This window comes from Ruegeria sp. CE12, from assembly GCF_056537525.1.
The window spans coordinates 80,084-106,151 of the sequence record NZ_JBQFRS010000013.1 but is presented as its reverse complement, the minus strand read 5'-3'; the positions used below and the strand labels follow the sequence as shown (position 1 = coordinate 106,151).

Annotated in this window: 10 protein-coding genes and 1 pseudogene; 8 read left to right on the top strand and 3 right to left on the bottom strand. The window is 52.1% G+C overall.

What is annotated here, in order from left to right; translation table 11 throughout:
* Positions 1–689 precede the first annotated feature (689 nt).
* The 8 genes and pseudogenes from ACR0IO_RS21065 to ACR0IO_RS21030 all read left to right on the top strand — a co-directional run bounded on the left by ACR0IO_RS21065 (position 690) and on the right by ACR0IO_RS21030 (position 21,780).
* The gene (locus tag ACR0IO_RS21065; RefSeq protein WP_480744456.1) at positions 690–2,765 is read left to right on the top strand and encodes a hypothetical protein; all 2,076 of its coding nucleotides are present in this window, start codon (positions 690–692) and stop codon (positions 2,763–2,765) included.
* A 4-nt stretch (positions 2,766–2,769) separates the two neighbouring features.
* Positions 2,770–3,093 carry a hypothetical protein gene (locus tag ACR0IO_RS21060; RefSeq protein ID WP_480744454.1) on the top strand — a complete coding sequence of 108 codons (324 nt, stop codon included), beginning with the start codon at positions 2,770–2,772 and terminating at the stop codon, positions 3,091–3,093.
* Positions 3,094–3,521: 428 nt separating this feature from the next.
* Positions 3,522–3,729: pseudogene (locus tag ACR0IO_RS21055) on the top strand (transposase); the annotation flags it as partial.
* Between the two features lie 908 nt (positions 3,730–4,637).
* Positions 4,638–5,588, top strand: coding sequence for a hypothetical protein (locus ACR0IO_RS21050; protein WP_480744452.1), 951 nt, complete (start codon positions 4,638–4,640; stop codon positions 5,586–5,588).
* A 126-nt stretch (positions 5,589–5,714) separates the two neighbouring features.
* Entirely contained in the window at positions 5,715–13,067 is a 7,353-nt protein-coding gene (locus tag ACR0IO_RS21045) for a hypothetical protein (RefSeq protein ID WP_480744450.1), read from the top strand.
* Entirely contained in the window at positions 13,064–19,177 is a 6,114-nt protein-coding gene (locus ACR0IO_RS21040) for a hypothetical protein (protein WP_480744448.1), read from the top strand. Before ACR0IO_RS21045 ends, ACR0IO_RS21040 begins: the two co-directional genes overlap by 4 nt.
* Before the next feature lie 403 nt (positions 19,178–19,580).
* Positions 19,581–20,368, top strand: a protein-coding gene (locus ACR0IO_RS21035; RefSeq protein WP_480744446.1) for an IS5 family transposase whose coding sequence is annotated in 2 segments (ribosomal slippage) — positions 19,581–19,929 and positions 19,929–20,368 — 789 coding nt in all. Because the reading frame shifts where the segments join, the coding sequence is not laid out codon by codon here.
* A 624-nt stretch (positions 20,369–20,992) separates the two neighbouring features.
* Positions 20,993–21,780 (top strand): IS5 family transposase gene (locus ACR0IO_RS21030; protein ID WP_480744444.1). Its coding sequence is split into 2 segments (ribosomal slippage): positions 20,993–21,314 and positions 21,314–21,780, totalling 789 coding nucleotides; the frame shifts between segments, so codons are not numbered across the junction.
* A gap of 3 nt (positions 21,781–21,783) precedes the next feature.
* Here ACR0IO_RS21030 and ACR0IO_RS21025 read toward each other — a convergent pair.
* The 3 genes from ACR0IO_RS21025 to ACR0IO_RS21015 all read right to left on the bottom strand — a co-directional run bounded on the left by ACR0IO_RS21025 (position 21,784) and on the right by ACR0IO_RS21015 (position 26,053).
* Entirely contained in the window at positions 21,784–22,296 is a 513-nt protein-coding gene (locus tag ACR0IO_RS21025; RefSeq protein ID WP_480744441.1) for a hypothetical protein, read from the bottom strand.
* Positions 22,297–23,046: 750 nt separating this feature from the next.
* A complete protein-coding gene (locus ACR0IO_RS21020; RefSeq protein WP_480744439.1) occupies positions 23,047–23,583 on the bottom strand; it encodes a hypothetical protein in 537 nt (178 codons plus the stop codon).
* A gap of 493 nt (positions 23,584–24,076) precedes the next feature.
* Positions 24,077–26,053 (bottom strand): copper amine oxidase, encoded by a 1,977-nt coding sequence (locus ACR0IO_RS21015; RefSeq protein WP_480744436.1) that lies wholly within the window; start codon positions 26,051–26,053, stop codon positions 24,077–24,079.
* Between the last annotated feature and the right edge of the window lie 15 nt (positions 26,054–26,068).

Sequence of the window (26,068 nt, the reverse complement as noted above, 5' to 3'; positions counted from 1 at the left end):
CCCGCGACTCACCCGGCGGACCTCCCATGGTGAACTCACCCAGCGGGAGAACAATCATTTCAGGACAAACATCGCACTCCTGAAACATCTCAAGATCCGAAACTTCGGAGCCATCTTCCAGAAGGTATTGCGCCTGCGCAGTCGCAGCTAAGGTACAGAGTATCCCAGCCAAGATTAGAGACTTTGATTGCATCAATTATTAGCCTGCTGCATGAATGTGAGATTTTAAAATCAAGTTTGGGTTGAAACTTGCCCAAACGGCCAAGGCTTGCAACAGAAATTTGAGGCTTGATTGTGTTTTTCGCCAGCATCAGCACATGGACAAGTTTTACGCTGATTGATCTGTTTGAAGTCATCGATACCTGTCCACACGAAACTCATGTATCACCATCACCCAACGGACGCCCGAAAAGCGGCATGAATATATGAGCCATCCCTTGTTGGTAGATGCCTTTTAGCATCGCATTCGCAGCAGAACGCATTTTCTAAGACTGGGTAGGGATCACGCGGTGAGCCTGTGCGCTCTATCCCGATAGGACTCGGCACTCAATCAAATGGGATTCACGCACACAGTAGTCTGGAAACTAGTGTTTACCTCAAAGCTTTGAAAAAAATGTGGATTTAGTTCTCACTAGCGAGTTTAAATCGTCAGTGTTTTGCAACAGAACAATTTTTAGGTGACCATAACAATGAAGACCAGATATCTGCTTTCCACTATCTTATCCGTTGGTTTTATTGCATGCTCAGTTCATGCCGAGGAGACCATCGCTGAAGAGACCATACCCCCTATCAAACTAAAGAGTTTTGATAATATTCCGGTCAACGCGCAGTCGACTCAAAACCCAGATACGACGCTTGCAATCTCACTCTTAGCACAGGTTTATCCTGACAGCCTTGGCGGCGAAAGTATTGCTGTGTTTAGGGATGTGCAGAACAGTTCCAACCCTCGCAAGCGCTACTACGTGCTGCCTTACTTCAAGATTAACAACCTTGAAGAGTTTGCGGCGCAGGTGACAACAGAGTGTAACGACCGATCAGAAAACGAGAATGTCATAGTGCCCTTGCAGTTTGAGATCGCGTCTCGAGATGTAAACAATGAAATCGTCAACCTGCTAAACAACGAACTTGGCCTCGCTGAGTCTGGTTCACCAGTAAAGCTTGGGCAACTGCAACCTTACCCATTCGGATCATTTATGATCGTTGCAGGCGCTGAAACTGACAGTGCAGAAACACCTGCTGAGATCCTCTTCTCCTACCCAGTAGTGCCAAGAACTATCCTAGGTGGTGTCATTAGCTCCCGTGCCGTGTCGTTTCCAACGCAGCTAAGTGAACGGAAAGTCCAAATAAAAGAGAGCTGTGACTTACTCACGAGAGCAATAGAAACAAATGACATTGCGGCTTATGTACTGACACCCTTTGATCGTACGTCTGTCTCAAGCTTCAGTGTCAACTATAGAGCGTTTTGGAATTCGGGCAGTTTCCAGGACATACTCATAAACAGCAAACAGACCGGCTCTGTCAGCACTACTTCTAAGACCTATGGCGCATCGCTAAATCTGAATCTTGTGGATCTAGGTGCAACTGGAGATTCCAGCCAAACCGAAGTTGTAAACACTGATACCCGTCATCGTGTTGTCTCAGGTGATGTAATTGAACGCGCAGCTTCCCAGTTCCTTGAGGTAGCCTATTTTGATAGTTATACACGATCAGCAGACGAAGGAACGATTGGCGCTCACCCGTCAAAGGTGGCTTGGACGACTGACCACCTCGACCAAATGGTCAAGATGATCAAAGATCAAACCGAGACCGTCACTGCTGAAGTTCGGAATTGGGGCACTGAGAACGCCAGCCTATTCGCAGACGTGATTGGGGAATATGCACTGGATCAACAGACAGTTAATCGAGTTCTCAACGCGGCAAACAACATAAAAATCGAACGTCAAGACAACACTACTACAAGCGGTAGCTATGCTGGTGCCGAAGGTGAGACGAACCGTAACGCGAACAACAAGTACCACACCGATCGCGGTATTACTTGGACCGACAAAGGCGAAGGCTGGGTGCCGGTGTCAGTGGACCTGCAGCGATTGTCTGAGCAGACAGCAAAAGGCCTTGCACGCCTCGGCGCCAGTAATGTCGAGGCGATCACCTCAACCGACCTACAGTTGCTCATGCTGCCTAAAATCTACCGGGAAGGAGTGGCCCCCTTGACCAAGCCCAACTTGCCGGAAGTTCAACCAGCCAAATATGTCAAACTCGTACCGGAAAGAACTGTTTCCAGTGCTAGGTACGACGTACGGATCGAAAGGTACTATGATACTCCTTTGGCGATCTTGGAAGGGCCTCAATTCAATATTCAGTGCACTACACCTCCCGCCCTTCCCAGCGATTTCATTCTAATCGGCGGGACTGATCTGAAGTACCGCGTTCGAGGTGAATTAGGGGGAAGGCAATACAACGGCCTTAAGGTGAAATCCAACAAAACTATCCTTAAAGATTATGTCTCGCGCCAAGTATCAGCGGCATTTGAAGGTATGGACATCCAAATGGACGGGCACTGTTTGCAAGAACCCGTTTGCATTTCCAGCAAACCGAGCGCCTCTGGTGGGGAGGGAATTTGCATTTCACAGTACGTCGAAGAAACATGTATGGTGAATGAGGCTTGGTTGAATTGGTACGAACACGTCTTCAAGCCCTCTGGTCGCTCTGCGCCTGAAGGTTATGCAGAGTGTACGCCTGGTAAAATTCCACTGGATCGAGGGTGAAAACATGCCAACATTCCATCTGACGCCAAGAACTCAGGCTAAGCTCGATGAGCTACGACAGATTCAGGCCGATATGGCCGAAATGCAGGTGATCGCAAATGTACTTCTGACGGTCGCACCATTCCGCAGTATCATCGACGGGTTCGGTTGGACTGACCCTATTGAAATAACAACGTCCGAATTTGCATTGGTCAAATCTGCATCTGAAGGATTATCAAGTCACTTTAAATCCCAGCTACGATTTTTCTGTGAGTCGGAGGCTATCTCCATGCAAAATACGGAAGGCGAGAAACGCTTTTGGCGTCAAATGTCGAAACAGTTTCGGTGAATTGCAAAAAAGGCGCCGAACCCCGGCGTACGGGTTACACAGGGTCGCCGATCGATTTCTCGACCGGCGACACCTCAAAAAGTGTTTTTACCTGCGGCCAAGTTGCAAATGTTGTCTTGCCTCAGATTGCTATAGCGGCAAGGTAGGTTGAATAATTTTCCGCACTGCGTGGAACTCAGAGATATTGGTGTGATCTGTCACTAAATTGATCAAACAGAGGCACCAGGCAGAAAACAGACCTTCGGCCCTTATTGGCTTGAGACTTCTAGATGACGTCAATCTTCGTCATCTGACCGCAGTTTCTTAGACGGAATCGAACATCCTGGTTCGGTCGATCCAGCATAGAAGTGCCGTATTTTGCTGAGATACTTGTCCTTGATCACTTGGGAAGTCGCTGAATCAATTCACCCTATAGGGAAGGACTAACGATGTTGGCATCAAGACGAGAAGCACAGGCCGCATTGTTTTGCGAGTTTTCACTGGAAGATCATGTTCCAGACAATGATCTCCTTAGGCCGATTGATTGCTTTGTTGATCTGAGCAGCATTCGAGCGAACTTCTCAGATTTTTTACAGCCGCACCGGTCGTCCATCGGTCGATTCTGAACCTTGTCTAGTGCTGGTTCTGTTGTCTTGGTCCGAGCGATTAAGTGAGGGATCATTCGAAGTTTTCCAAGACAGGGTTTTGCTAATATAGTCCAACAGGGTCCCACAGTCGGTTCAATTTGGTTCACTTGCAGGATTGCGTATTATTACGGAAATAGACGACGCTGCATAATGATACTTTTCTATTCGCGGCATTTCTGGACGAATATTGCTGATGCCCGTGACAAATGAACCTTCCTGGCCAGACGCATATCGTGAGTTTCTGCCACTCATAAAAGATTGTTGGAAGATCGAGGGAGACATTTTCTTCCACCAACAGCAAAGTGCGGGCAAGTCCGGGACTCTTGTTTATATCGTAGACGTAACATGTGATGCGTTCAGTGGTCAGGCTATTTTCACACGGACTCCCGCTATTTCAGCCCAAGCTGCCGCTGGGGATCTTTTTTTTCAGCTTTGGGTTTAAAGACAAAACTGCAACTAATATTTCGAACAGCGCGAATCAACACAAGGAAATTGGAGTGTTTTCGAGCAAATTAGTCTCCATTAAGCTTTTTGTGGGGTAACGAGATTCAATTCCCTCAAGCATTAGGTGGTATGCTCGCTGGCGAAACACCCAATTTTCTGCATATTTTTCAGACACTAATTTACCATTCCAATGATCTGCATCCATGCATGGAAAAGCCAAATAACATCCTTTGATCCATAGCTCCCTGGGCCGATCCGCCGCGACGGAATCGAAAATGATTGACAAAACTTTGATTTTTTACTCAATCTTTGGGGGGAAGGTTGACGTGTTTTATGGTCATCCCAACAAGAACTTTGAAGATAAACGTCTATACTGTTTGGCTAGTTTTCGTGAGCGCTTTCAGATTGCATCAATTGCACTTATCGCCTGCTTTCTAGGTGCTCCACCGCTAAAAAATTCTGGGGACACTACTTTTGAACCGACAATTTAAGTGGCTTTTCATCGGCGCAATCGCGATCATCCTTCTGCTCGGGTATTGCTGGGTGGTGTGGGATATTATCAGTGACGTTAAATCTGCATGCTCGGCCGAGGATACAGGAACCGGGCTCACGAAGTGCCCGGATGGCGGTGTTACGATCTCCGATGGCAAACGACTGTTGCTAACCACTGTCGGCGGTTTGGTTTCCGGGATCGTCATTGCCGTGCTGGGCCTGGCCCGGCCGGGCAACCTTACAAAGATGATTGCGCCGACCCAGATGTCAGACGCCCGGGCCCAATTGTTCAACATCATTATGGCCGCCTACATGATTGCATGGCTTCTTATAGGAGTCGCTACTTTCTATTTCGGCGTTTTGGAGTATCCCGAAGGAAACTCAACCCTCACCGATATGGGCCGTAGCTGGCTGGGTCTGGCGGCGGCTGCCGTAGCAGCCTTCTTTGGCGTCGATCCGAACGCTGAGCTGCGGTTCTCACCGAAATCGGACGATCTGTCCGTCGGGGACAAGGTGCCAAATGCAAGTGAGGTTGCAACCTGTGGCGCGATCACTGCAAAGATCAAAAAAGGCTCGGCCGAATACAAAGCGCTGAAGGTCAACAACAACCCCAAGATCGAGTTCAAGGACGAAGAGGGCGATGGGTCGGACCGGCGCATGTCGGAACGCCTTGAAGAAAAGCTGAACGCGCTCGCCATTTTGGTCCACGACGAATGGCCCAGCGTCAAACTGCGCGTCACAGAGGCTTGGGACGGCGGCGAGGAGCACTCCGCTGAGTCTCTGCATTACGAAGGACGCGCTGCCGATATCACCACATCCGACAAGGATCAGGACAAGTACGGTCGTCTCGCGCGGCTTGCTGTCAATGCTGGATTTGACTGGGTTTGGTACGAGGCCCGAGATCATGTCCACGTTTCCGTAAAGAAGACGTGACCGCACCGCCGTTGGGCGCATTTCGCCCGGCGGGAAATTACCGAAACTGGCGGTTCCCTGCCTTTTCGACCAAACCACCCCGCCCTTTTGGGAAAAGGGAGCCAGACCGAACAGGGAGACGCCGCCATGACCATCATTAGAAGCTATCGTCTGTTCGGTAATTTTACTTTCGAAGCAGAGGACGGCGGACCGTCGCTTGCTCTAGGTGCCGGTATTATCGACGTTTTCCATGCGCAGCGGGATGGTAATAAAAGGTTCTTAGCCTTTTTGCGCTGGACGAAGATTGCCGACTCAATTCACGACGCGGCCAAAGATCCGGAACGCGTGCCGGACACAAATCACAACCCCTATATCCCAGGATACGATCTGAGAAAGAACCTGGTCAATACAAAGGCGGGAAAATCCGTCGCATTCTGGGTCGACAAGCCTAGTGGCAAAAAATGTCACGACCTAAGTTTCACTGGGGCCGTTGGAATCGAAACAATCCCGAAAGACCACTCCGCTCCGCGCCGTTATCTCTGCAATGATTTTGCCAATGACCCTTCGGGCCTCGCCGTTGTTTCGGAGCTAACAAACAACAAAATTGCGATCATTGTCAGGTTGCCCACTCCGCTTCCTTTGAAACAAAGAGGCGAGGACCTACACACGGTTGCGCTGAAGCTCAAACACATTACCGATTATGGTTCCTCAATCAGTAATGACCGCGTGTTCAAACCAGATTCATTCGTCACCGGGTTAAAAGGCGACTATTCACCGCAAACTCACTCAAGTAATTTTCGACTAGACGACTTCGGAGTTCGCTCTTCAGGTGCAAAACCCTACGGTTATGCGCTCAAATATAAAGACTCCGACGGCAATCTGATTCCTGTCGCAACGGATTCGCTTTTCAAAGCACTCGGATTCAGCATCAGACCGGCACCTACGACCGACGCAAATAACCACAATGTTGAATTCCGCTCAACTGTTACGGATGAAGGGTTCCGTTTCTCAGCCATTTGTCGTCGAGTTGTCGAGACCAAGGGAAAGGGGCTTGATCTGTCCCGTCAATTGGGCGCCGAGGTTGCACGTGACGAAAAAATCCTGACCGAAACCGAGATGAAAATCGATGTCTCAGATATCGATCTGCTTAAGCTCATGATCGACCCTGAGAATAAATCAAACTCAGAAGAGGACAGATTAAAACCAGAATTCGAGGTCCGCTTGAAATGGGATGAGTGGTTTAGGACACCAGACGATTTTGATCTCGAAAGCCTAAAGGGCGGCGGCCTGATTGACGCGCTTCGCATAATGGAGAAAACCCGCGAGGGTCTGATCCAAACTCGCAGCCAACCGCATAGCCTAATTCCAGATATAGATCTGCCTGAAAAAGGCAGCGAAAAAAAACGTCTTGCACTAGCCGCCTATTTCAAACCGGAGGGCAGCTTCAGCCCCAAAGGCGGCATCAACCTGACACAGAAAAACCACGCATTACCAACCGGGATCACCATCCCGCCACACGAAAAAGGGGGTAGAATCAACTGGGCATGGGAAGAGCTGGCCCCGAAACTGTCCGTGAAAGCCAGTTTCAATAGCTTCCAGACCGCCCCCCCCACCGATGCCAAATTTGATCTCCAATTGGTTCACGACCCCAGCATTCCAAAGGGACTCGAGGACGTGGCAGTTTCGTTCCGGATTGAAGACTCGTACAAAGATTCCAACCCAGCCCCCCCCCGGTTGAAAGGGCAGCTTGGGTCGCTGGAACTGACCGGAACCGGCAGGCGGTTGTTGGCGGAAAACAGTGAGCCCGATGTCTCATTCCTCCGCATGCGACGACGGGCGCGGACAACCCAGCCGACAAAAGGCGAGCCCCATCTGGATGTAGAATTAAACCTGCTGATTACACTCAACCGGGTTCTGCCGGTCACTGTGGACGTTCCACACGGCGATCGGATTACCCGACAAACTGCTCTTCTGGTGGATGAACGGCGTCAAAATGCCGGGAGTGACGAGCAAATCCGGTTCATCATGCAAGTCACAGAACGGGTGCGAGATGATCAAGACCACCTTTTGTCCGTCCGCCTGACCGAAAACGCCATCGGTAGTGCCGACCGGGCTGTATATACAGTACTGGAACAAGAACCCTTTTCAGTGTTCCGCTTCTCGCGCTTGCCATTGTCGCAATCAGGCGACGCTAGAAATGCCGACGTGGCAGAGTGGGACAGCGACCAGCGTACGTGGCTTTTCAAGAAAACCTCGGAGCTCTACCGTTTTACCTACCCGCCGGCAGTCACCACTGACGCCGCCGACAAGCCAGGGCAGATGGAAATCCACGACGCCCCTGCCTCAAAAAAGGGCGAAACAACGCCGCCGGTCCCGCCAAACCCTTCTCCCCCTGCTAACCCGGCAGACCCGTCCTGGCGCTACGCCGTCGACATGCGCTACTCGCCCGCAACCGATCTTTGGATCAAACCGACGGACCTGTCGCGAAACTACGTCCAGCCCGAGTTTAATGCTCGCGCGCTGTTCCGTGGAAAGGGCGATTTCGGCCCAGGTGTCTCACTGGCCGCCCTGCGCGGAGAGTTGGCCTATCCGATGACGTTTGGCCTGCAGGTCCCCCCTCCCAATACAGCCGTACCGGGCCCTCGCATCGCCGAAATTTCAGCGCTTACCGGAAACATGGTCTCGGTGGAAACCACCATTGCCACTGACGAAACCAAAGATGTCCTCAACCGATGGGCGCGTGTCCGAAAGGCAGCGCGGCGTCGGACCGAACGCCTTGAGGCCTTCGAGATCGACGCCCGACGGGCCAATCCCTTTGTTCCGGCTCGGTTTGACAAGGGATTAAACTTCGCGCTGCGCAACACCGGATTGATCAGCCCGCCAGTTCCATTAACAGCAGTTGAGTTGGCCGATCACAAAAAAGACAAGCCATCCGGACCCCGACTGTCCGACCATGGCTTGGCTGGAGGTGTCGTCTGGCCGCTTGAATCCAAAGCATGGCTCTTGAAGCTCTTGGAAAATCCTGTAGCCCTCGGCGGCACAATTGAAGGGTTCGCTATTTCTCCGCATGGCGGCAGTGGCGATCAAGTGGTCGAATTCCTTTCCGGCGCGGTCAAGATCATCACCGAGACTCGCAATGGCATGCTGCAAAAATTGCGTGTCGAAATAACGGGCCGTGTGTCGGTGTTTTGGCACCGGGCTAAACATGTGGTGATCTACAACCGCACCACGGCCCCTTCGGCCCAATTCACCCCCTCCGACCCCGACAATGCTAAAAGCCGTTCGGAACGGCCTGTTTTGCGAAAAGTCGAAGAGTTTGTCGATATACTGGAACCCATCCGCCGATATCCCGATTTCCCGAGGGACAGCGCAACGGGGCCAGGTATGCTGCGCGAGGTCAGGTTCAATTCTCGCATCATCCACGTCAACAGCGACTGGGGCAAAGACATCGTTGTCGATGAGAGAAATGTTGGCTGGGAAATTCCGCTTTGGAACATAGGCGAATCCAAAGCGCGCCCCCAAGTCTATCCATTTCCTGACGTCGCATTTGTCACTTCGGGGGAAGGTGCCGAAGAGATGCCCCTCTGCGTTCAGGAGTGTCTAGATGTAGACAACCTCTACTTCTGGACAGACGCCCAGACCGAACCGCCCGCAGACGGACGCGTTGATACCGATCGCTGGCCTGCCCGTGCGGGACAGGACTTCAGCGCGGTATTCCCCGCCGGGGTGGTCGCAAAAGTGGTCGACGAGGTGCACCGGGAAAGAACGGTCGATGCAGGAAAGAAAGAAAAAGACCTGCCTCGCCGCCCCCCTGCCCCGCGCATGCTGCCCGGCCTGCGCCGGTTTACGTGGCGGCTGGCGCCCGGTGCCCGCAAATCCGTTCTGAACGAAGGCTACGGTGACAAACCCATCTTTGGCGGCGTCGAATCCATCACCTTCATGCGCAATCAGTCCGGTGCTTCGTCAATGCAGATGGGTTACATTGGCTCCGAAGCTCTGAGCAGTGACAATCTGAAATCCCTTTTGCAAACCCGCGAGAATCCGGTCAATATCGTTCTTCCTGGATCAGCCTATCTGAACCGGCCTAGCGCGACACCGCCCGGGTGGGAGGATCTAAAAAAGGCTATTTCAGATCTACCCAAAGGTCCTGCTCAGGGCCAAACTCTCCTGAACGAGCTGAAAAAAAAGAACCCGGAAGCACTGGCCAAGGACGCGTTTAAACACTTTGGCGGTCACAACTTGGTCGGCAAAGTCGCCAACGCCAAAATAGAAATCGAAAATCTCATAACTCTAGTCGAAGGTGTCGACTGTGCAGCAATGGCAGCGGATTACCAGGCGCGGCTTTCGTCGAAACGCCTGTTAATTTCGCAGCAGATTGAATCGGCGATGGCGCTATTCCGCGCGGAAATCAATGCTATTAGAGTCGCCCAAAACACCGACGTCCCAGCCTACATCGACGTTATTAAAATGGCCGAGGCGGCTCTGGCCAAAAGAACTGGCAGTATCATCGACAAGGGACGTGCCGAGGTCGGCGACCTTGTCCGCTCGATCGAGAAAACCCGTGAAGTTGTGCGCGACTGGCACGAGGACGCCGAAGCGGCGTTTGATGGCGCGCGCAAACGGCTGGACGAATGGTCAGCGCAGTATGACCGGGATAAGCCGTGGTCGGCGACCCGCCTAAGAAATGCCCGACAGGCGATGAACGACCAGATCAACGGTGCTCACCGCGAGGCTCAGGCTGCCGTCGAAGAGGTTCGCCAGCGGCTTGCCGGGGAAACAGACCAGATGGCACGGAATTTAACCTTTCAGGTAAACCGCGCTCTCAAGGGTGGGTTGGATGCAACTGCAGCGGGCCGGCAAGACAATAATCAGTTAGAAGTGGCCTATAAACAGGTTCGAACCCGCGTCAACGGTGCGGAACGACAATTGATTGACGCCCGAAAAAAATTCAATGACGATAAACTGGCCGCCAAGCTTACCGGCTTTGAAGACAGGCTGCGCAACAAGGGCAAAACCAAAAAAGCCGACCTTGTCAAAGACATCCGGGACCGCCTTTTAAATGTGATCGACAGTGTTGACGGGCGAATAGAACAGATCAGAATCCTGAAAGGAAGGTTCGTCGAATACTCAGATAAAAAATTCGACGAAACAGTCAACAAGATTGGCCGTACTCTGGACAACGTCGACCGTAAATCAATTGAGGTTGGCCGCTCCCTGACCAGACAAGTAGCACTTATCCACCGCGAAATTGACCTGATCGCGCAAGGTTTGGACAGCGACCTTCAAAAAGAACTCGACAAGTTCAGAACCTCGCTAATTGACAGCGCTTATGGCTATTTTACAGGTTTTCAAGTCACGGCTGTCTCACCAGTTGGTCAGTTGTTCGACGATATGGTTGCCGAAAGTCGCACTGAACTCACCTTGGTTCTTCACAACGTCGAGCGTATTGCCGATGACGGTCTGGCCCGTTGCGATGGTTTCCTCGAGTCTGTACAGGAACAGATCATAACTCAAGCTAACAATCTTGCTGACAGCCTAAATAAAGCGCTGGTAGACGATATCCTCAAACCTTCAATACGCGCTGTTCTCAACCCACTAAAGTCGCTTTTCGACAATCCCACGCCAAAAAAATGGATCGAAAAGATCATTCCTGAACTCGAAGCGGCGTCCCTAAACGTGTCCGTCACGGCAATCGAGCTCCTAGATCGGACAGAAGGCGAATTGGCCTCCGTTGTTATGGCCGCCAAAACAGCTTGCTTAGAATTAAATGACGCTGGAAACTCTATCTGGAAGCATACAGGCCAAGGCGTTCTGGACGAACTGGAAAACCAGGTCAATACGGAAGAGATCCAAGATCTTTGGGAAGATGCAAAGGAGTGGGCAGAGAAATACCGCGACGGCACTGCGACACTGAATGAGCTGAAGGACAAGATCAACGCATTCGACCGTTCAATCTCGAACCTCGTAAATCAAGTCGGCGACGGCGAGGAACTCGCTCGTGCCTATGCCGATCGGGCTCTTGCGAACCTCAACAATCTTGGCAAAGGCGGCATTTCCTCGGCACCCAACAACGCACTCAAACTTTACGCTGCCGTCACGCAGGCCCCGGAAATCGCTGAACTCAAGGCGAATATGGATCGCATCCAAACCACGTTTGATGAGGTCGAGAAGGTTGTTAAAAGTTCCGCAGCCAAGGCGATGTTTGACCAGTTGGGCGATGCCTTACGCGCGCTTGGGATCGACCTCCCGTTTAACGAGTTGGGCGACGAGTTCAAGCTCGACACCGACGCTCTGAGGGGGTTTGACGGTGGCGATATCATGAAGTGGTTTGGTGGCATTAACCTTGATGCGATCAAGCCTGACCTGGGCTCGGCAGAAGATCTAGGCAAATACGTCAAGCTGACTCACGATTTCGACAAGAAAGCCGTGCGCGCTTGGGTTCAGATGGACGTAACTGCCCCGGTGCCTGGTCGACGAGCGCTGTTTTCCCTCGGGCCATTCACCCTCTATTTCCGCGACACGATCTTTGACGGATTCGTCCGAATGGAGGCCAGCAAGGATACCAATGCGGTAGAAGCCACCGACAAGGCCACGATCGCCACCAATATCGAAGCTGTGGTAGGGGGTCAGGTTATGGTCACTTTGCAGGATGTGGCGCTGACCTATACAGGCGAAACCGGACTGAATATTGAGTTTGACGCTAAAAAGATCAAGCTGAACCCGACCTTCAAATTTATTCAAGACACGTTGGGAAGCATCTTCGGGGACGAGTTTGGTGGCATGCAGTTCATCAAGCAGAATGGCATCCCCATCGGGCTTGAGCACGAATTCTCGATGCCTCCGATGTCGTTGATGTACGGTACGTCCGGAGTGCAAAACCTCGCAATTTCCAACAGGTTCTCGTTGATTGCCTATCCCGATTTTGTGCTTTCGAACCGGTTTAACCTGTCGAGACAGGATCTACCGTTCCTGTTCTCGATCTTCATTATTGGCGGAACTGGCTATATTCAGGTCGATACCGAGTATGAGCCACTCAAAAACCGCCTGATGGTCGCAGTAGAAGCCGGAGCTGGCGGATCGGCGTCGTTGGCCTTTGCTTTTGGCCCAGTGGCCGGCGGTGTCTTCATCTCGATCAGCGTTACTCTGCGCTACCAGAAGCGTATCGGCTATGACGATGGCAACGGAGGCACCGGCCTGACCGTATCGCTTGTGGTTGTCGTCGCTGGCAATGTCTCGCTGTGGGGTATGGTTAGTATCTATCTCGGTTTAACCCTCGCGATCAGCTATCACGACAGCGGTCAGATGGACGGGCGCGGCGGCCTGTCAGTCGAGGTGAAGATCTCGCGTTGGTTCAAACTCAAATACAGCACCCAAGTCACCTACAAGCTGCGCGACGGACAAAGCACTACCACGCGCACTTCGAACACCGAACTTGGAGGTAAGTACCGGGATATCCTAAAAAAGGCAGAAGCGCTTGATAAGGCGAGGAAATCACTATGAAAGATTTCACGGACAATCCCGAATTGACAGAGTCTCAGATGAAAGCTCTCGAGGCTTTCAGGAACGCTGCCAAAAGTGCGATCCATGTATCAGCGGTAGCGGAACCTACCGAGTATCACGGTATCGCGGACAACACCGGAATCTTTGGAGTCGGCCTCTCGCTCAAGGTGCACAATTCCGTCGAAACAGGCCTCGCAAAACAAATGCACGAGGATTTCCTGGCTACACTACCAGACAAGAATTTCGTTCTTGTCAAATTCGTTCGCATGGACGGCGACGAGGTCATACTGGAACCTGTGGACAACAAACCGGTTGTACCCGACCGGCCCAACGGCATGCTGAAAAACCTTTTCGACTGGTTCGAGGCGCGGCGAAAGGCGTTAAAGAAATTCCATCCGGATGCTTTCACCAACGACATGTTCTGGAAGGCACAGATGGACGCGGGTGCGCCAGGGCAGGTGGCTACCATCGAGGCAAGCCAGACCGGAGCCTTCGACCTCCAGCGAGCCGCGATGAACTGGCTGGCTCCTGTGCCACAGGCACATGGGCTTGTGTCGCTAGTCAAAATAAATCAGGAGGTTGGCAGCTCAGATCAGCTTTTCTTGGTCCCGTTTGAAGCAGTTGACGCCTCGACCTACGTGTTCAGCGGCACTCCCCTTGGCAATGACGAACTCATGATTCATCATTGGCCCGTCGACACCCCAGGTGCCAAAAAAACATGCGTCACCCCGATGCTCAAGCCCTATTCCGCTCCAGATGGAAAAAATGCCGGCAGAACGATCTTTTCTCCGGAGGGTTGGATAGAATCAGACACTAGTGCCACGATTTTCAGCCGGTTGCGAAACCAGATCACCAGCGAGGGCTCCAGTCAGCTTTGGGTTCTACCGTCTCTGCTGGACCTCGATTTAGACATGGTCGAAACATGGAAAGATTCCTTCGGCAAACCATGGGGTGAAGAGGAAACGAAGCACTACCTGACAACCTGTCTGGACGCTCAGATCGATCCCTTCATGATAGCGCTCGCGTGGAATCCGCCGGAGCGCCCTTCTGTATTGCGCGATCAATTAGTTCAGTGGGTTGTCTCCGCTCTTCCCTCTGATGTGAAGGAAGAGGCCCGACAGAATGTTTATGAGAAACTGCACCAGAGACTAGAGAGCATTGCCCTGAAAAACCTCTCCGATGGAGGCGATGTCTTGTCCCAGTTCTACATAAAAGACGAAAACGGCCAGGAATTGGAGATAACCGCAACTACCCAACGGGTTTGGGATTTTCTCACTCGTTCACTAGACACGCTGAATGCAAACGATCAATCAAGCTTGGCCGAAAGAACGCCACTGTGTCAGTCGCTGTTTGTGGATCACCAACCGCCGATATCAGATGAGGTAGTTCAATTCCAACTTGCAGCCGGTCTTCGCGAAATGGCCGATATTGCCACCTGGATTGAGGACGAAGGCGTACTCGAAGCCATGACCATCACGCTTCTAAAAGATGCCTGTGGACCAATGGGTGAAGAACTGGCCGGAGTTGTCCCCAACGTCGACGCCGGGCAGATACTAATCGCGCTCCAGAGCGTGCAAAGTTTCCTCGAAAACGACTTTAACTTTGCCATGGCCATCCGGCAACAGAACGGGCGGGTGTACACGCGGCTTCTTATGGACAGAGCCTTCCCCTACTCGGACAACACACCCTTCGCCGACTCCGCTGAGAAGTTTACCGACGCGCTGACCGATTCTTCTCATGGCTGGTTCTATGAACGCGTCGTCGCGCCTGAAACTCACGCTTTCGTGACGCTGCGGGAAAAACTGCGCAAACCCGCTGTAATGAAGGAATTACACGGTTTGTTGGAAGCCAAACTTTCGACCAGCTTCGATACAGCGGCGCATGCCCTAGTTCAGACTCGCACCTGCGGCGACACATTTCGCCCAGACCCGTCGCCTCAACCCCTGCCCATCCGCATCGGGGCTGGGCTTGATCCAAAGCTCGTAGATCAAATCAGCGAAAAAATCGTGGGCTATGGCGTTGTGATCGACGCCCGCAAAAACAAGAATGAAACCGTAGCCACATCTATCGTCAGCCTTGCGTCCATCTGGCAACCCAAGGCCTCAAAAATGCTTAGTGCCTTCAGCGTCTTCCCTGCCTTGCCAGCCCTTCAAGGAGGCGAAGCTGAGATGTTTATTAATTACGAAGGTTTGCCGCTGAACGATGTTAGCCCTGCAGATCCGGCGCGGGGCGGGTCAATCGAGACCGAATCCAACAAAAATTTACGGAAGTGGATGACGCCACCGTACGAAACGGATTATGCGTCTTTTCCGGACGAGCCTATTGATCCGAAACCCGCGCCCCAACTTGTCTACGGCTTTGATTATGCGGCTCGCGGATTCTGGCTGCCGAATTCAGCAGCATTGCCCAAGTTCATGCGCGGGTCGCATGCCTGGGATCCAAAGGAAACCGGCATTGAAGCAGTCAAAACAGACACGGACACATTCTGGCACCGATATCACAGACGAACGGCGATCTCGCAAATGGAGTTTGTCAATGCGCCGGGGCAAAATCAGCTTGGTGCAATCCCCGAAAACGTATTTCCCCTCGCCCGCGACTACCCCCGCATAAGCGTCAGCAGTTCAGGCGGGTATTCGACAGCCGCCGACCTATTTCGCAGTGCCGATGACCTCGGGCCAGTTTGGAATAAGGGCGATGGACTTACGTTGGTAGACGTTCACTCTACAGATGACGACATTGAACTTCACGCCGAATTCATCCCCGGCATTCACAATCGTCACGAGGACAGTTTCCAAGCTAAAGCCAACCCCAAGAACGGAAGAGTTGTTTTTGTCGTTCCTGAGGCTTGCAAAACTCCGGGAAGCTATTGGGTTCGTGTCACTATCTCGACCAATACCCCCGGTATGGTTTCGTTCTCAGATCCCGGGCGAGACCGCGAGGCAGCTGGCCGGTCCGACCAGGAGCCTATTGCCCTAGTCGCCAGCGGCAACGGCTGGACCGAAGCGGTCACCAAGGACATGGCATCGCGGATCATACCACCGGGCGTCGGTTTCGCCGACTTCGAATGCTGGATGTCAAATTCTGATCTGGCGGAAGAAGCCATCAAAGTACCTGGAAAGGGTAACGAACTCTTGCAAGCCCTGCGCAAGGCAAAAGGCATACTCGAATTGCGCAAGGAAGCCTTAGCCACCCTGTTCCAGAAAATGCCGGACCCCGCAATCTCGAGTATTCGCGTAACACTCGAACAATCGGACGCGCTTGACGGGGCATCACTGGTTCCAGGGCATGACACTTTTTCAATGACGCCCTACGATTGGTCAAAGATCGAGATCGCGGTTCTTGAAGTAAACAAGCTAGACGCAAAAACCGAGTTTTCGGATGCTGAGAAAGCCTGTGAAGCCCTTATCAACCTAATTCACCGTAGGGCCTTCATCACCGTCGAGCACACAGGCAAGGACAACAACATTGTATTCGACAAACCTAATCGAAAGATAACACTGAACGTTCCAGCGGGTGTCGTAGCGAGACTGCGCGCCATGCCGGTAATTAAGGAGAGTTTGATCGAAGGTGCAGAGGGCTCGATGGACATTATTAAAAAAGAAATCACCAGTTCGAAACTGGCGACCAAAGATGCAGAAATCCTAATGCCCGGCACCAGCCTACTGATCGAAAGCGTCAAACACACAAATCAGAAAGATGACTTTACGTTGCCGTCCGAACCCGTATTCAATGTCCGACCCGAGGGGCAGTCGCGGTCATACGCGCTTGAATTTATCGCTCCGAGCGACAGCCAATGGAGAGTATACGGCCAAATTGATGTTACTACTCAGCAATGCAGGTTCAATGGTCGCCCGACATACCGCAACATCCGTCCGCGCGATCACCTGATCGATCCATTCCACCAAACCGTCAACATGACGGGAAAGGCCGGTGTAACGGAATATGAAGCCGACGTTTATTTGGGACGGTCGAATGAAGATGCCGAGCACAAACGCTATCGTCTGAACCCTCTTTCCACTCCCTCAAACCTCGGCCGGTATCAATGGCAAAGCCCATCTGCGACTTGGTTCCGCCACCGGTTCCGCGCTCATAGCCGCTACCGCGGTGTCGTTTCGAACGCCAGATCATCGGTAAAAACCTGGGGCTTCGAAGACAAGGACAAGTGGCACACCCGGGTAGCGGTTTTGGCAGACTTGTCTCGTGCTAAACTGACCCGTCCTCAGACACGCGCCTGCTTGCCAACGGTCAATATCGTAGAGAACTCCGGCGGGAAACCCGCTACCCCACCACCATTAGTGTGCGTACTGTCCGAAAGGCCGCTCGACCAGTTGGGGCTTGCAGATAGGGTTGTCGCAACCTTCGAGACAGTTCATAAATATGGCTTCAAGAAAGGCGACAATGATGCGCTTGGCTTGCTAGATCTACGCCGCGAAATCGGACCTGACCCCAGGCTAAGTTACTACGGCGTCTCGGACGAAGCCTCTCGCAATTGCCGTTTGCGCGTGGAAGGCCCAATCGGCTTGCATTTTGAACGCGCGACTACCAGATCCCCTGCTTTCTCGAATACGCAGTTCCTGCTCCATTATGACCTGCCCGAAGACCGGGACGATCTGGAAGAGAACTTCGCCGGTGTCATCCTTCAGCGTTTCGCCGATCCGGCTTGGTCATGGTGGCCCGAAACCCACGAAGGGTCCCCCACGGCCCTTCCAGCGACATGGTGGTGTGATCTTGACGGAGTTCAGGCAGGATACACAAACCTTGTGCCAACTTTAAATGACTACGGGGACAAAGTTCCGGTGCTGTCGATCAATCGCAAACAACAAGAGGAAGAAGTCGAGGTTTTGATCAACGGCGCGGCCGCGTATGACGCGAACGGTGAGGACTACGTTCTTCTCGCCAAACTTGACCTCAAAAAAGAAAAACCTTCTCTGCTGCACCAGTTCCTTGGCGAAGGCCGACACGCGGTCAGTGTCCTCGCAACCCCTCTTGATCCCAACCTTTCTAAGTTGGGTGAGATGGACTCGGCTCAACTCGTTGCTCGAACCGTCTACAAGGCAAGCCGCGATCTGACCCTGACCGCTCCAGACCGCACTCCTGAACCAGTCACACCAGCCCGTGCCTCGCAATCGACGTTTGTCGAATGGGTCCGCACAAACCGCAACCTGTCCGAATTCCTCTCAGTCGAATCGGGCGAAAGTGAAAACCCGCGCGTCCTGGTGGACGATCTGACCGCTCGAGTACCCAAAGACCAAGCCGGAAGGGTCATGACACTAAGTGATCGTGAAAAGGTCCGCCGCATCAACAGTACGGTTTGCGCACGCCCATATCCTTTAAACGTGCGGCGCTTGCAGGCTGCGCTCCTTAGGCAACCTAGTAAATCCATCGGGCGTCCCTTTGATCTATTCCAGTCGGCGCATCTTCTCGACCCTGAAGGTAGCATTCGCCTGCCAGACGATTTCGACGTAGAGGGTGCCACCATCAATTTAGCCGAGATAGAAACTCGGGCCGAAATCCTTGTTGCTGGTGGCTCCGATTTGAACGACAACTTCAGACAATTCCTGACAGCACGTTTCGATATTTTCTCCAGCAAGGGCAAAAGCAGAGTAAAGCCGAGCATCCTACGGTTCGACCTACGTGCCTGCAACAGAGCTGTTTCCGCAGGCGAGAAAGTAACTCTTAACGTGACGGTTTCGGAAACAAGCCCACGTGTCACGCAAAGTTATGAACTCACAATCACTGAAGCCGTCCACCACATGACTCTCATACTTGTGACCGACGGATCGGCACTGCCTGCCTATTCGGACGGCCCCATGCGCTATAGCAAGTTAGATATGGCAGAAGAGGATTCAACTAACGAGATCCATGTATCGCTCGAGAGTTCGATGGAACTTAACGACCCGTTGTGGACAGATATATCACTCTTACATTCCGCCAAAACCGGCAACGTTAACAACTCGCAACCCGTCGATTTCGATTGGCTTTTTGGCAATCACAAGCAAGAGCTTGACCTTGGCTCAGCAACCTCACCGGACCGCCTGCTTTCCTTGCCGGAAATCCAAGCCCGCATGATTGGCATATCCAATCCAATTCCAGTGATCATCGACGAGTGATGCCTTAACGCATGATTGAGCACCCCACTTATCATAGGGCGTCAGCCTGTGTTACTAAGTTCTGTTGCAACGAGTTGGGTTGGCCAAACCACGCTGCATTTGTGTTCGGGTCGACTATAGGCACATCTACGGCTCACTCAGGTTAGGAGGGAATTCAGGCACAGTCGATATCTGATATTTGCTGGCAGTTCAGGTTCTCGTCTGAAACTGAACCACACCGATTGAACAGGTCGTTGTAGACTTGGTTTGATCCACGCCAGAACTGTGATCCGGCCTGCGACACTAGTATGCCAAGAAAAATCTGTCACATGTATTGTTCTTCAATCAAATCTGCCTCAACTAGGTCGTGTGGACAACATGGGTTCACACCGTTTGCCGGGCATGATTCAAGCTGAAATCTGCAATGGAGGCCAGCTTGGCACGAGGCCTTATGTCGGACGAGGAGTGGGCGTTCTTTGAGCGTCTCATTCTGGCTGCCCGCGCCCCGAACGGACGTAAACCTACCGACCATCGCCTTGTTCTTCATGGAATATTCTGGATTGCGCGGACGGGCGCGCCATGGCGAAATTTGCCGGAAAAGTTCGGCAAGCGTTCAAGTGTCTACCGCCAGTTCCGGGGTTGGACACTGGCAGGGCTATGGGAGGAGATCATTGAGGCGATAACCGCAATCGGGGCGGTGCCGCATGCGGTCCAAATGATCGACAGCACCGTGGTTCGTGCCCACCATCAGGCAGCGGGCGCTAAAGGAGGACTCCGCGACAGGGTTTCGGCCGTTCTCGCGGTGGTTTCACAACCAAGATCCACCTCCTCGTCAACGCGCACGGGTTGCCCGTAAGGATGGAGATCACTCCGGGGCAGACATCAGATTATGTTGGATTCGATCTGGTCATGGCGAACAACCTTCCCCAGCCGCGCATGTTGCTAGCCGACCGGGGCTACGACGCCGACGGTATCGGGAAATCAATGGAGCCGCGGGACGTGCTGCCGATAATCCCAATGCGCAAAACCCGCAAAAAGCGGATCGGTGTGGGCCGCTCGCTCTATCGCCTGCGCAACCTGGTCGAGCGTTGCTTCAACAAGGTCAAGTATGCCCTCCGTGTGGCGACCCGCTACGACAAAACCGCAGAGAGTTTTCTGGGCTTCATCGATTTAACGTCGATCCGCCTGTGGCTCCGCCATTTGTCAACATGACCTAGGCCATAGTAAACTGAATGCAAAAAAACTGACACAAGTTGCACAAAATTGGACAATTGTTTATCATGTAACTTGCTAACCTTTCAAAAAGGCTATTTCGACCGCACGGCTAGCAGCTTCCTTAAAAGCACAATCGGCAATAATAAATTACCAATCTCAGTGCTCGGCCGTACGAATTTCAAAACTCGGGAGACTTTATCAGATGACAATACTGACTGATTTTGTGAATATTTACGAATCCTCTGACGCGGGATCTGGGGATCCCGAAAAAACATTTTGGCAAATTCGAGTTGGGAGCAAATTCTTTTTAACAAACAACCATCATATGGCTGCAACCGCTCGACTCGCAATACAAACTAGTCGAGCAGTTCAGGTCACATATGATGACGATACCATTTCTCAACTTAGAATTGATTACGAATACGTTTGTGTTGAAAAGAAATTAGTTCGCTGTAGATCCGAAAGCCCTACTGGCGGTGACGAATTACAGAAAGTCTGCGACACGATGAGGCTGGCGCCTTGCGAACCAAACACGAATAGAGATCTAACCAAAGACTAGGCTCAGGACCCATTGATTTCCGCTTGGCCGCGTGCTTCACGGTTCGGAAACGAGTGGTGAACATGTCTGATCTTTTCTGGCTAACGCACGCGCAAATGGCACGTCTTGAGCCCTTTTTCCCAAAGTCGCACGGCAAACCTCGCGTTGATGATCGGCGCGTGTTGAGCGGTATTATCTTCATCAATCGCAATGGCCTAAGGTGGCGCGACGCCCCAGCGGCATACGGGCCGCACAAGACGCTCTACAATCGTTGGAAGCGGTGGAGCGATAAGGGCATCTTCGCCGAGATGATGAGGGGATTGGCGGCTGATCACGGCGAGATGAAAACTGTGATGATCGACGCCACCTACCTGAAGGCTCATCGCACGGCGTCCAGTCTGGGCGTGAAAAAGGGGGTCGTGGTCGTCTGATCGGGCGCACCAAAGGCGGCATGAACACAAAGCTGCACGCCATCTGCGACAGCCAAGGGCGCCCACTGAACCTCTTTGTGACAGCCGGTCAGGTCAGCGATTACATCGGCGCACGGGCTCTCGTTGGCGGCCTGCCAAAAGTAGATTGGCTGCTCGGAGATCGTGGTTACGACGCCGATTGGTTCGGAGAAGCGTTGAAAACCAAAGGGATACGCGCCTGCATCCCCGGTCGAAAACAGCGGAAGAAACCGGTGAAGTACGACAAACGTCGCTACAAACGGCGCAACCGGATCGAAATCATGTTCGGCAGGTTGAGGGATTGGCGGCGGGTCGCGACCCGTTACGACAGATGCCCAAAGGTCTTCCTGTCAGCCATCGCGCTGGCGGCAATCGTCATTTACTGGCTATTAGTCCTGACCCTAAGGCAGGCAAGTTTTTGAGGCTCAAAAATACTCGACAAGAATCACAATCGAACCTGCTATTTGCATCCCAAAAAACACAAGCGGTGTCGGGTCGATCAAATTTCGCAGTAGAGAGAAACGCCATTTTGATTCTTGACCATCTCGATACGCACACTCTTTAGTATCCATAATAAAGTAACCAGGATCATAGAGAGGGAATCTCATCTCCAAATTCTCTGTAGATTGGTCGTTTATGAAGCTAGAAATGGCATGGTCCCTAGAAGCGAGCCTTCTATACCAACGATTGTAGCGAGCATCGATAAAAAAGAAGAACACTGGGATTGCGCACGATGCCATTATTAACGCAAGCGATCGAGTTTCAACTTTGTCGCCGAGTGCTACGGCCACGCAGGCCAACCAAAAAGTCAAACAGATATTTCTTAACCGCCAAAGTCTATCAACCGTCGCCTCAATCTTGTTAGAAATTAGCTGAGCTTCGATCAATAGAAAATCTACTGTGGGTTGCTGAAATTTAGTCCCATTGCTTTCTGGCATATCTTACCCAATTCGTTGAAATAGATCCAATCCGATTAATTAGTATTAACATATCAGCTTTCTTCAAAGAACTACTCATCTCATTGCCTTGCACAAAATCCAGTTAAGGTGTCAAAACTTAACATAATGGCGCTTATCAATATGTATCGCCCACGCTGCATGAGTTCGCCAAAACTCGGCATCTTGGTTCTGCAGAAATCATAGAACTTTAGCGTTACGAGACGAAATACTCGCAGCTACCGCGAGGAATATCGCGCATGCCGCACGCGTTCCTTGAATTTTGTCCGTCTCTGTTTACCGCCGAAGTTTCCCTGCAAAGACGCTAGTAATTCCCTGCTTCTGAATGTAGGGAATTCTAGGCTAAGTAGCTGAATTTCTGGGCCATTGACGCGGGCAGATCAGTACGAAGACATGTAATCGACAGAATTTCCCTGCAAACTCCCTGTAATCAGGGAAATGTCAGCTCGAGAGCGGATAGCACCAGACTGCGTGCACAGCCATTTCCCATGAAACTTGCCGGTTTTGTGAATAAGAAATGTTGCGAGATTCCGCAACGTTATGCGGGCACTTTTAATATGCTGCGGTTCGCGGTTTCCAACTTGTCAACCTTACAGTGACTCGCACAACATGACGCGCGAAGAGAACAGCTATAGCATTGTTCACCCCGCACGTTTAAACACAAACAACGAATTTGTGTCAGATTCTCAGCCCAACGATCTGCCTCATGCATCAATCGGTTGCGCCCCCACATCAGCCTTCAGTTTCCTTTGCGCGAGTTCTGGTCAACCACCATCTCCAAGCGAAGTAACAAATGCCTAGAATAAATGAGAAAACACCTAAATTGAGGAGGCTTTCGCTCAAGTTTTTGGAACTCTGGATCATTCGCTCACTCATTATTTTTCCAGAGCTGCGTTGAAACTTTGCCCGAACAATGTCACCTGTGTTGTGAGGCTTCGGCGACGTCCACAAGTTACCCGTATACTCAACTTTCTGACCCTCGTCCGTAACCTCAAAGGTGGGCCTGTAAACACGACCTTTCTCACCGACCTGCTCGTCGATCCGAAGAACGATCGCTTGCACGTCTTTAGATTCACTTAAGAACTGCTTGGTCGACTGACTTTCCCATAAACCGATCAGTGCAAACACTGGTCCGAACACCACCGCTAGGTAGGGTACTGCCTTCAGACTGCGTATAAAAAACTCGAGAAAGCTCTTTGGAAATCTAAGCATGTTAAGCTCTTCAGTGGGTTTTGCAGATATGTAGGTACCTGTCGTATCTTCGATCACCAAGTGACTTACCAGAAGTTGCGAAGCAACCAATCCCGCAACACATCTCGAGCTTACCCCTATTATACATTTGTTTTAAAACAATTTTTATAGAACTTTAAATCCTGGCACCCCAGCCACTTTCCACGTATTTATGCCGTCCGGTTTGAATCGGAACTTGTCCGACTTGAAGCACAACTTTTGTCGGCCGATAACGAAAGTTTTGCCAAAATTGGGGAATTCGGCGGGCGGTTGTCATCTCAATTGGCTTGTTATCAAGCTACCAGGTACCGCCTTGGCACATGAGGTCTGATCGCACTGGATCCGGCATTCGGGGCTGGACGCTTCAGCTTCGCTGCGATCAATTTCAATGACGACAATGCGCAGAAAGCTGACTTTGCAAAGTCGAGCGGACGGACCTACCAAACTTTAAAAAATCGATATCGATAAGATCACACACAAACGAAGGGTGGCCTGCAATAGGCCGCCCTTCCCTTGTTTCATTTGCCCATAATCATTCGCGGATCGTCAGCGCTGGGTTGTGAGCGAAGAAGTTGAACGGCATGATGTGAACCGTCTTCCACTCGGTCGACATGACCGGCCAGTCTTCCATTCGCGGGATGTGGTGGAACCCTGCAGTAAACCACGAGACGATGTCCTGGTGCATGAGGGGTTTGTCCTCTTTTACCCATTCCGCCAGCGTGTCCGAACCGTCACTTTGCATCGCGTATTTACCACCCGCATAGCGCTGATCGCGATCGTACACTGTCGTCCACGAGGAATACTCGATATAGGCATTTCGCTTGAAAGGCGGGTCGTTCTCAAAGTCAAACGGGCCATAGGCAATCGAGCCATGGTGGATCATCCAGCCAGGGGTATGGCCCAGATACCCTTCCGCTTGCGGGTTTGAGATATGGACGTGACGGGGTTTGGATGCACTAAAGCGATAGCGTGCATCCAGTTCGCTGTCCGGCATTACGTGCTGCCATGTCCACATCGACTTACGCGGGCTGTCCGCGGGCACTTCGGCCGGAACAATTTCCATCAGACCCATGTGGTTGACGGGCTGGTCGATGTCAAAGTCGATCCGGAAGTTGAAATAGTGGTCGTGGTTGGCCGCAACCAGATGTGGTGCAATCAACGTGCCGTATTTCGTGTCTTCCGCAGCTGTCGCGTCGTTCATCGAGGTCGAAACCACACCTTTGACTGCGTCCAGACCGGTTGCGCCGATCTTGATGAACATCTGACCGTCCTGCTTGAAACGGTAGTCGATCAAGTAGTCGTAGTTCCCGACTTCCGATGCCGTCCGTACAACCAGTTCGGTTTCCGAACGACCTTCGGTCGGGACAAAGTTTTCGGGCGTCTGAGCGAAGATCTCGAAGTGACGCCATGCAGGATCGCCAATGTTACGCTCAAAAATGCAGATCGCATCCGGAATTTCCAGCGGCATACCGGCGTCATCCGCGATCACAGCGGGCAGGAAGGTCGCATATGCCGGGCAGTCAACGCCTGCGCGAAGCGGTGTCAGGAACAGGCCGAACCCGTATTCGCCACTGTCCATATAGGTCCGCCAGTACCAGCCGTCAGTCGGGTCCATATAGGGGACGAACACTTCGGACAAATGCGTCTGATAAATGACCGAACGCCACTTGCCCTGATCGTTCACATCGATGTTTGAGACAACCAGACCAGCACGCTTTTCCGCGCGCAGGTTCATGCGCCAAATATCCCATTCCAGATGATTACCGTCCAGCGTGTAGTTGGGTCCACTTTCCTGAGTCAGCAGCACCTTGTTGGTTTCAGGGCGCAGCTCGGCCCGTTCGGCAACCTCTTCCAGCGTGTAACCCCAGGGATCTTGCGGCAAAGGGATCGCACCAGTGTCGATGACCTCAACAACTTCCTGCTTGCCGATGTCGTAGATTGCAAACAGACCCTCGATTGGCTTTGCGTAGAAGTTTGAACCCGTCGGGTTTTGATAGCAAGGCACCTTCATCAGACGTGTACCGTCGAATTCGGGGGTAAAGAAATTGCCCGCTGTGAGAGGCAGACAGAACGCGTCTTCATTTGTTAAACCACGTGCTTCCAAACCCGCGATCATGTCCGGGTGGCCCAGAGCACCTTCCAGCGCACCGATAAACTCGGCGAACAGAACCATCGGCTGGCCCGAGCCCTCGATGGCAAAGTTCTCTTCGACCGTGCCTTGCGTAATGTTTACGATCGCCTCGCTAAAGCCTTCGTCGGTTGTGTATTGCACCATCGCTTTACGATCCAGCGCATCCCCTTCTTTCCACGCCAGAACGTCGACCTTCGACGGCTCATGCAGGTCGATCAACGGATACAGCGTCTCATCCGTGACGGTGCCGCTGTCTTTCAGGATCGTGTTGATCTGCTGAAGCTCGTCGGGCGTTAGCCCGTCCAATGGATGCGCAAGAGCCCCACCGGCGAAGACGGCTCCCAGCGCAGTTGTGGCAAGGATATTCCTGATTTTCATCTTTTCCTCTCCTGT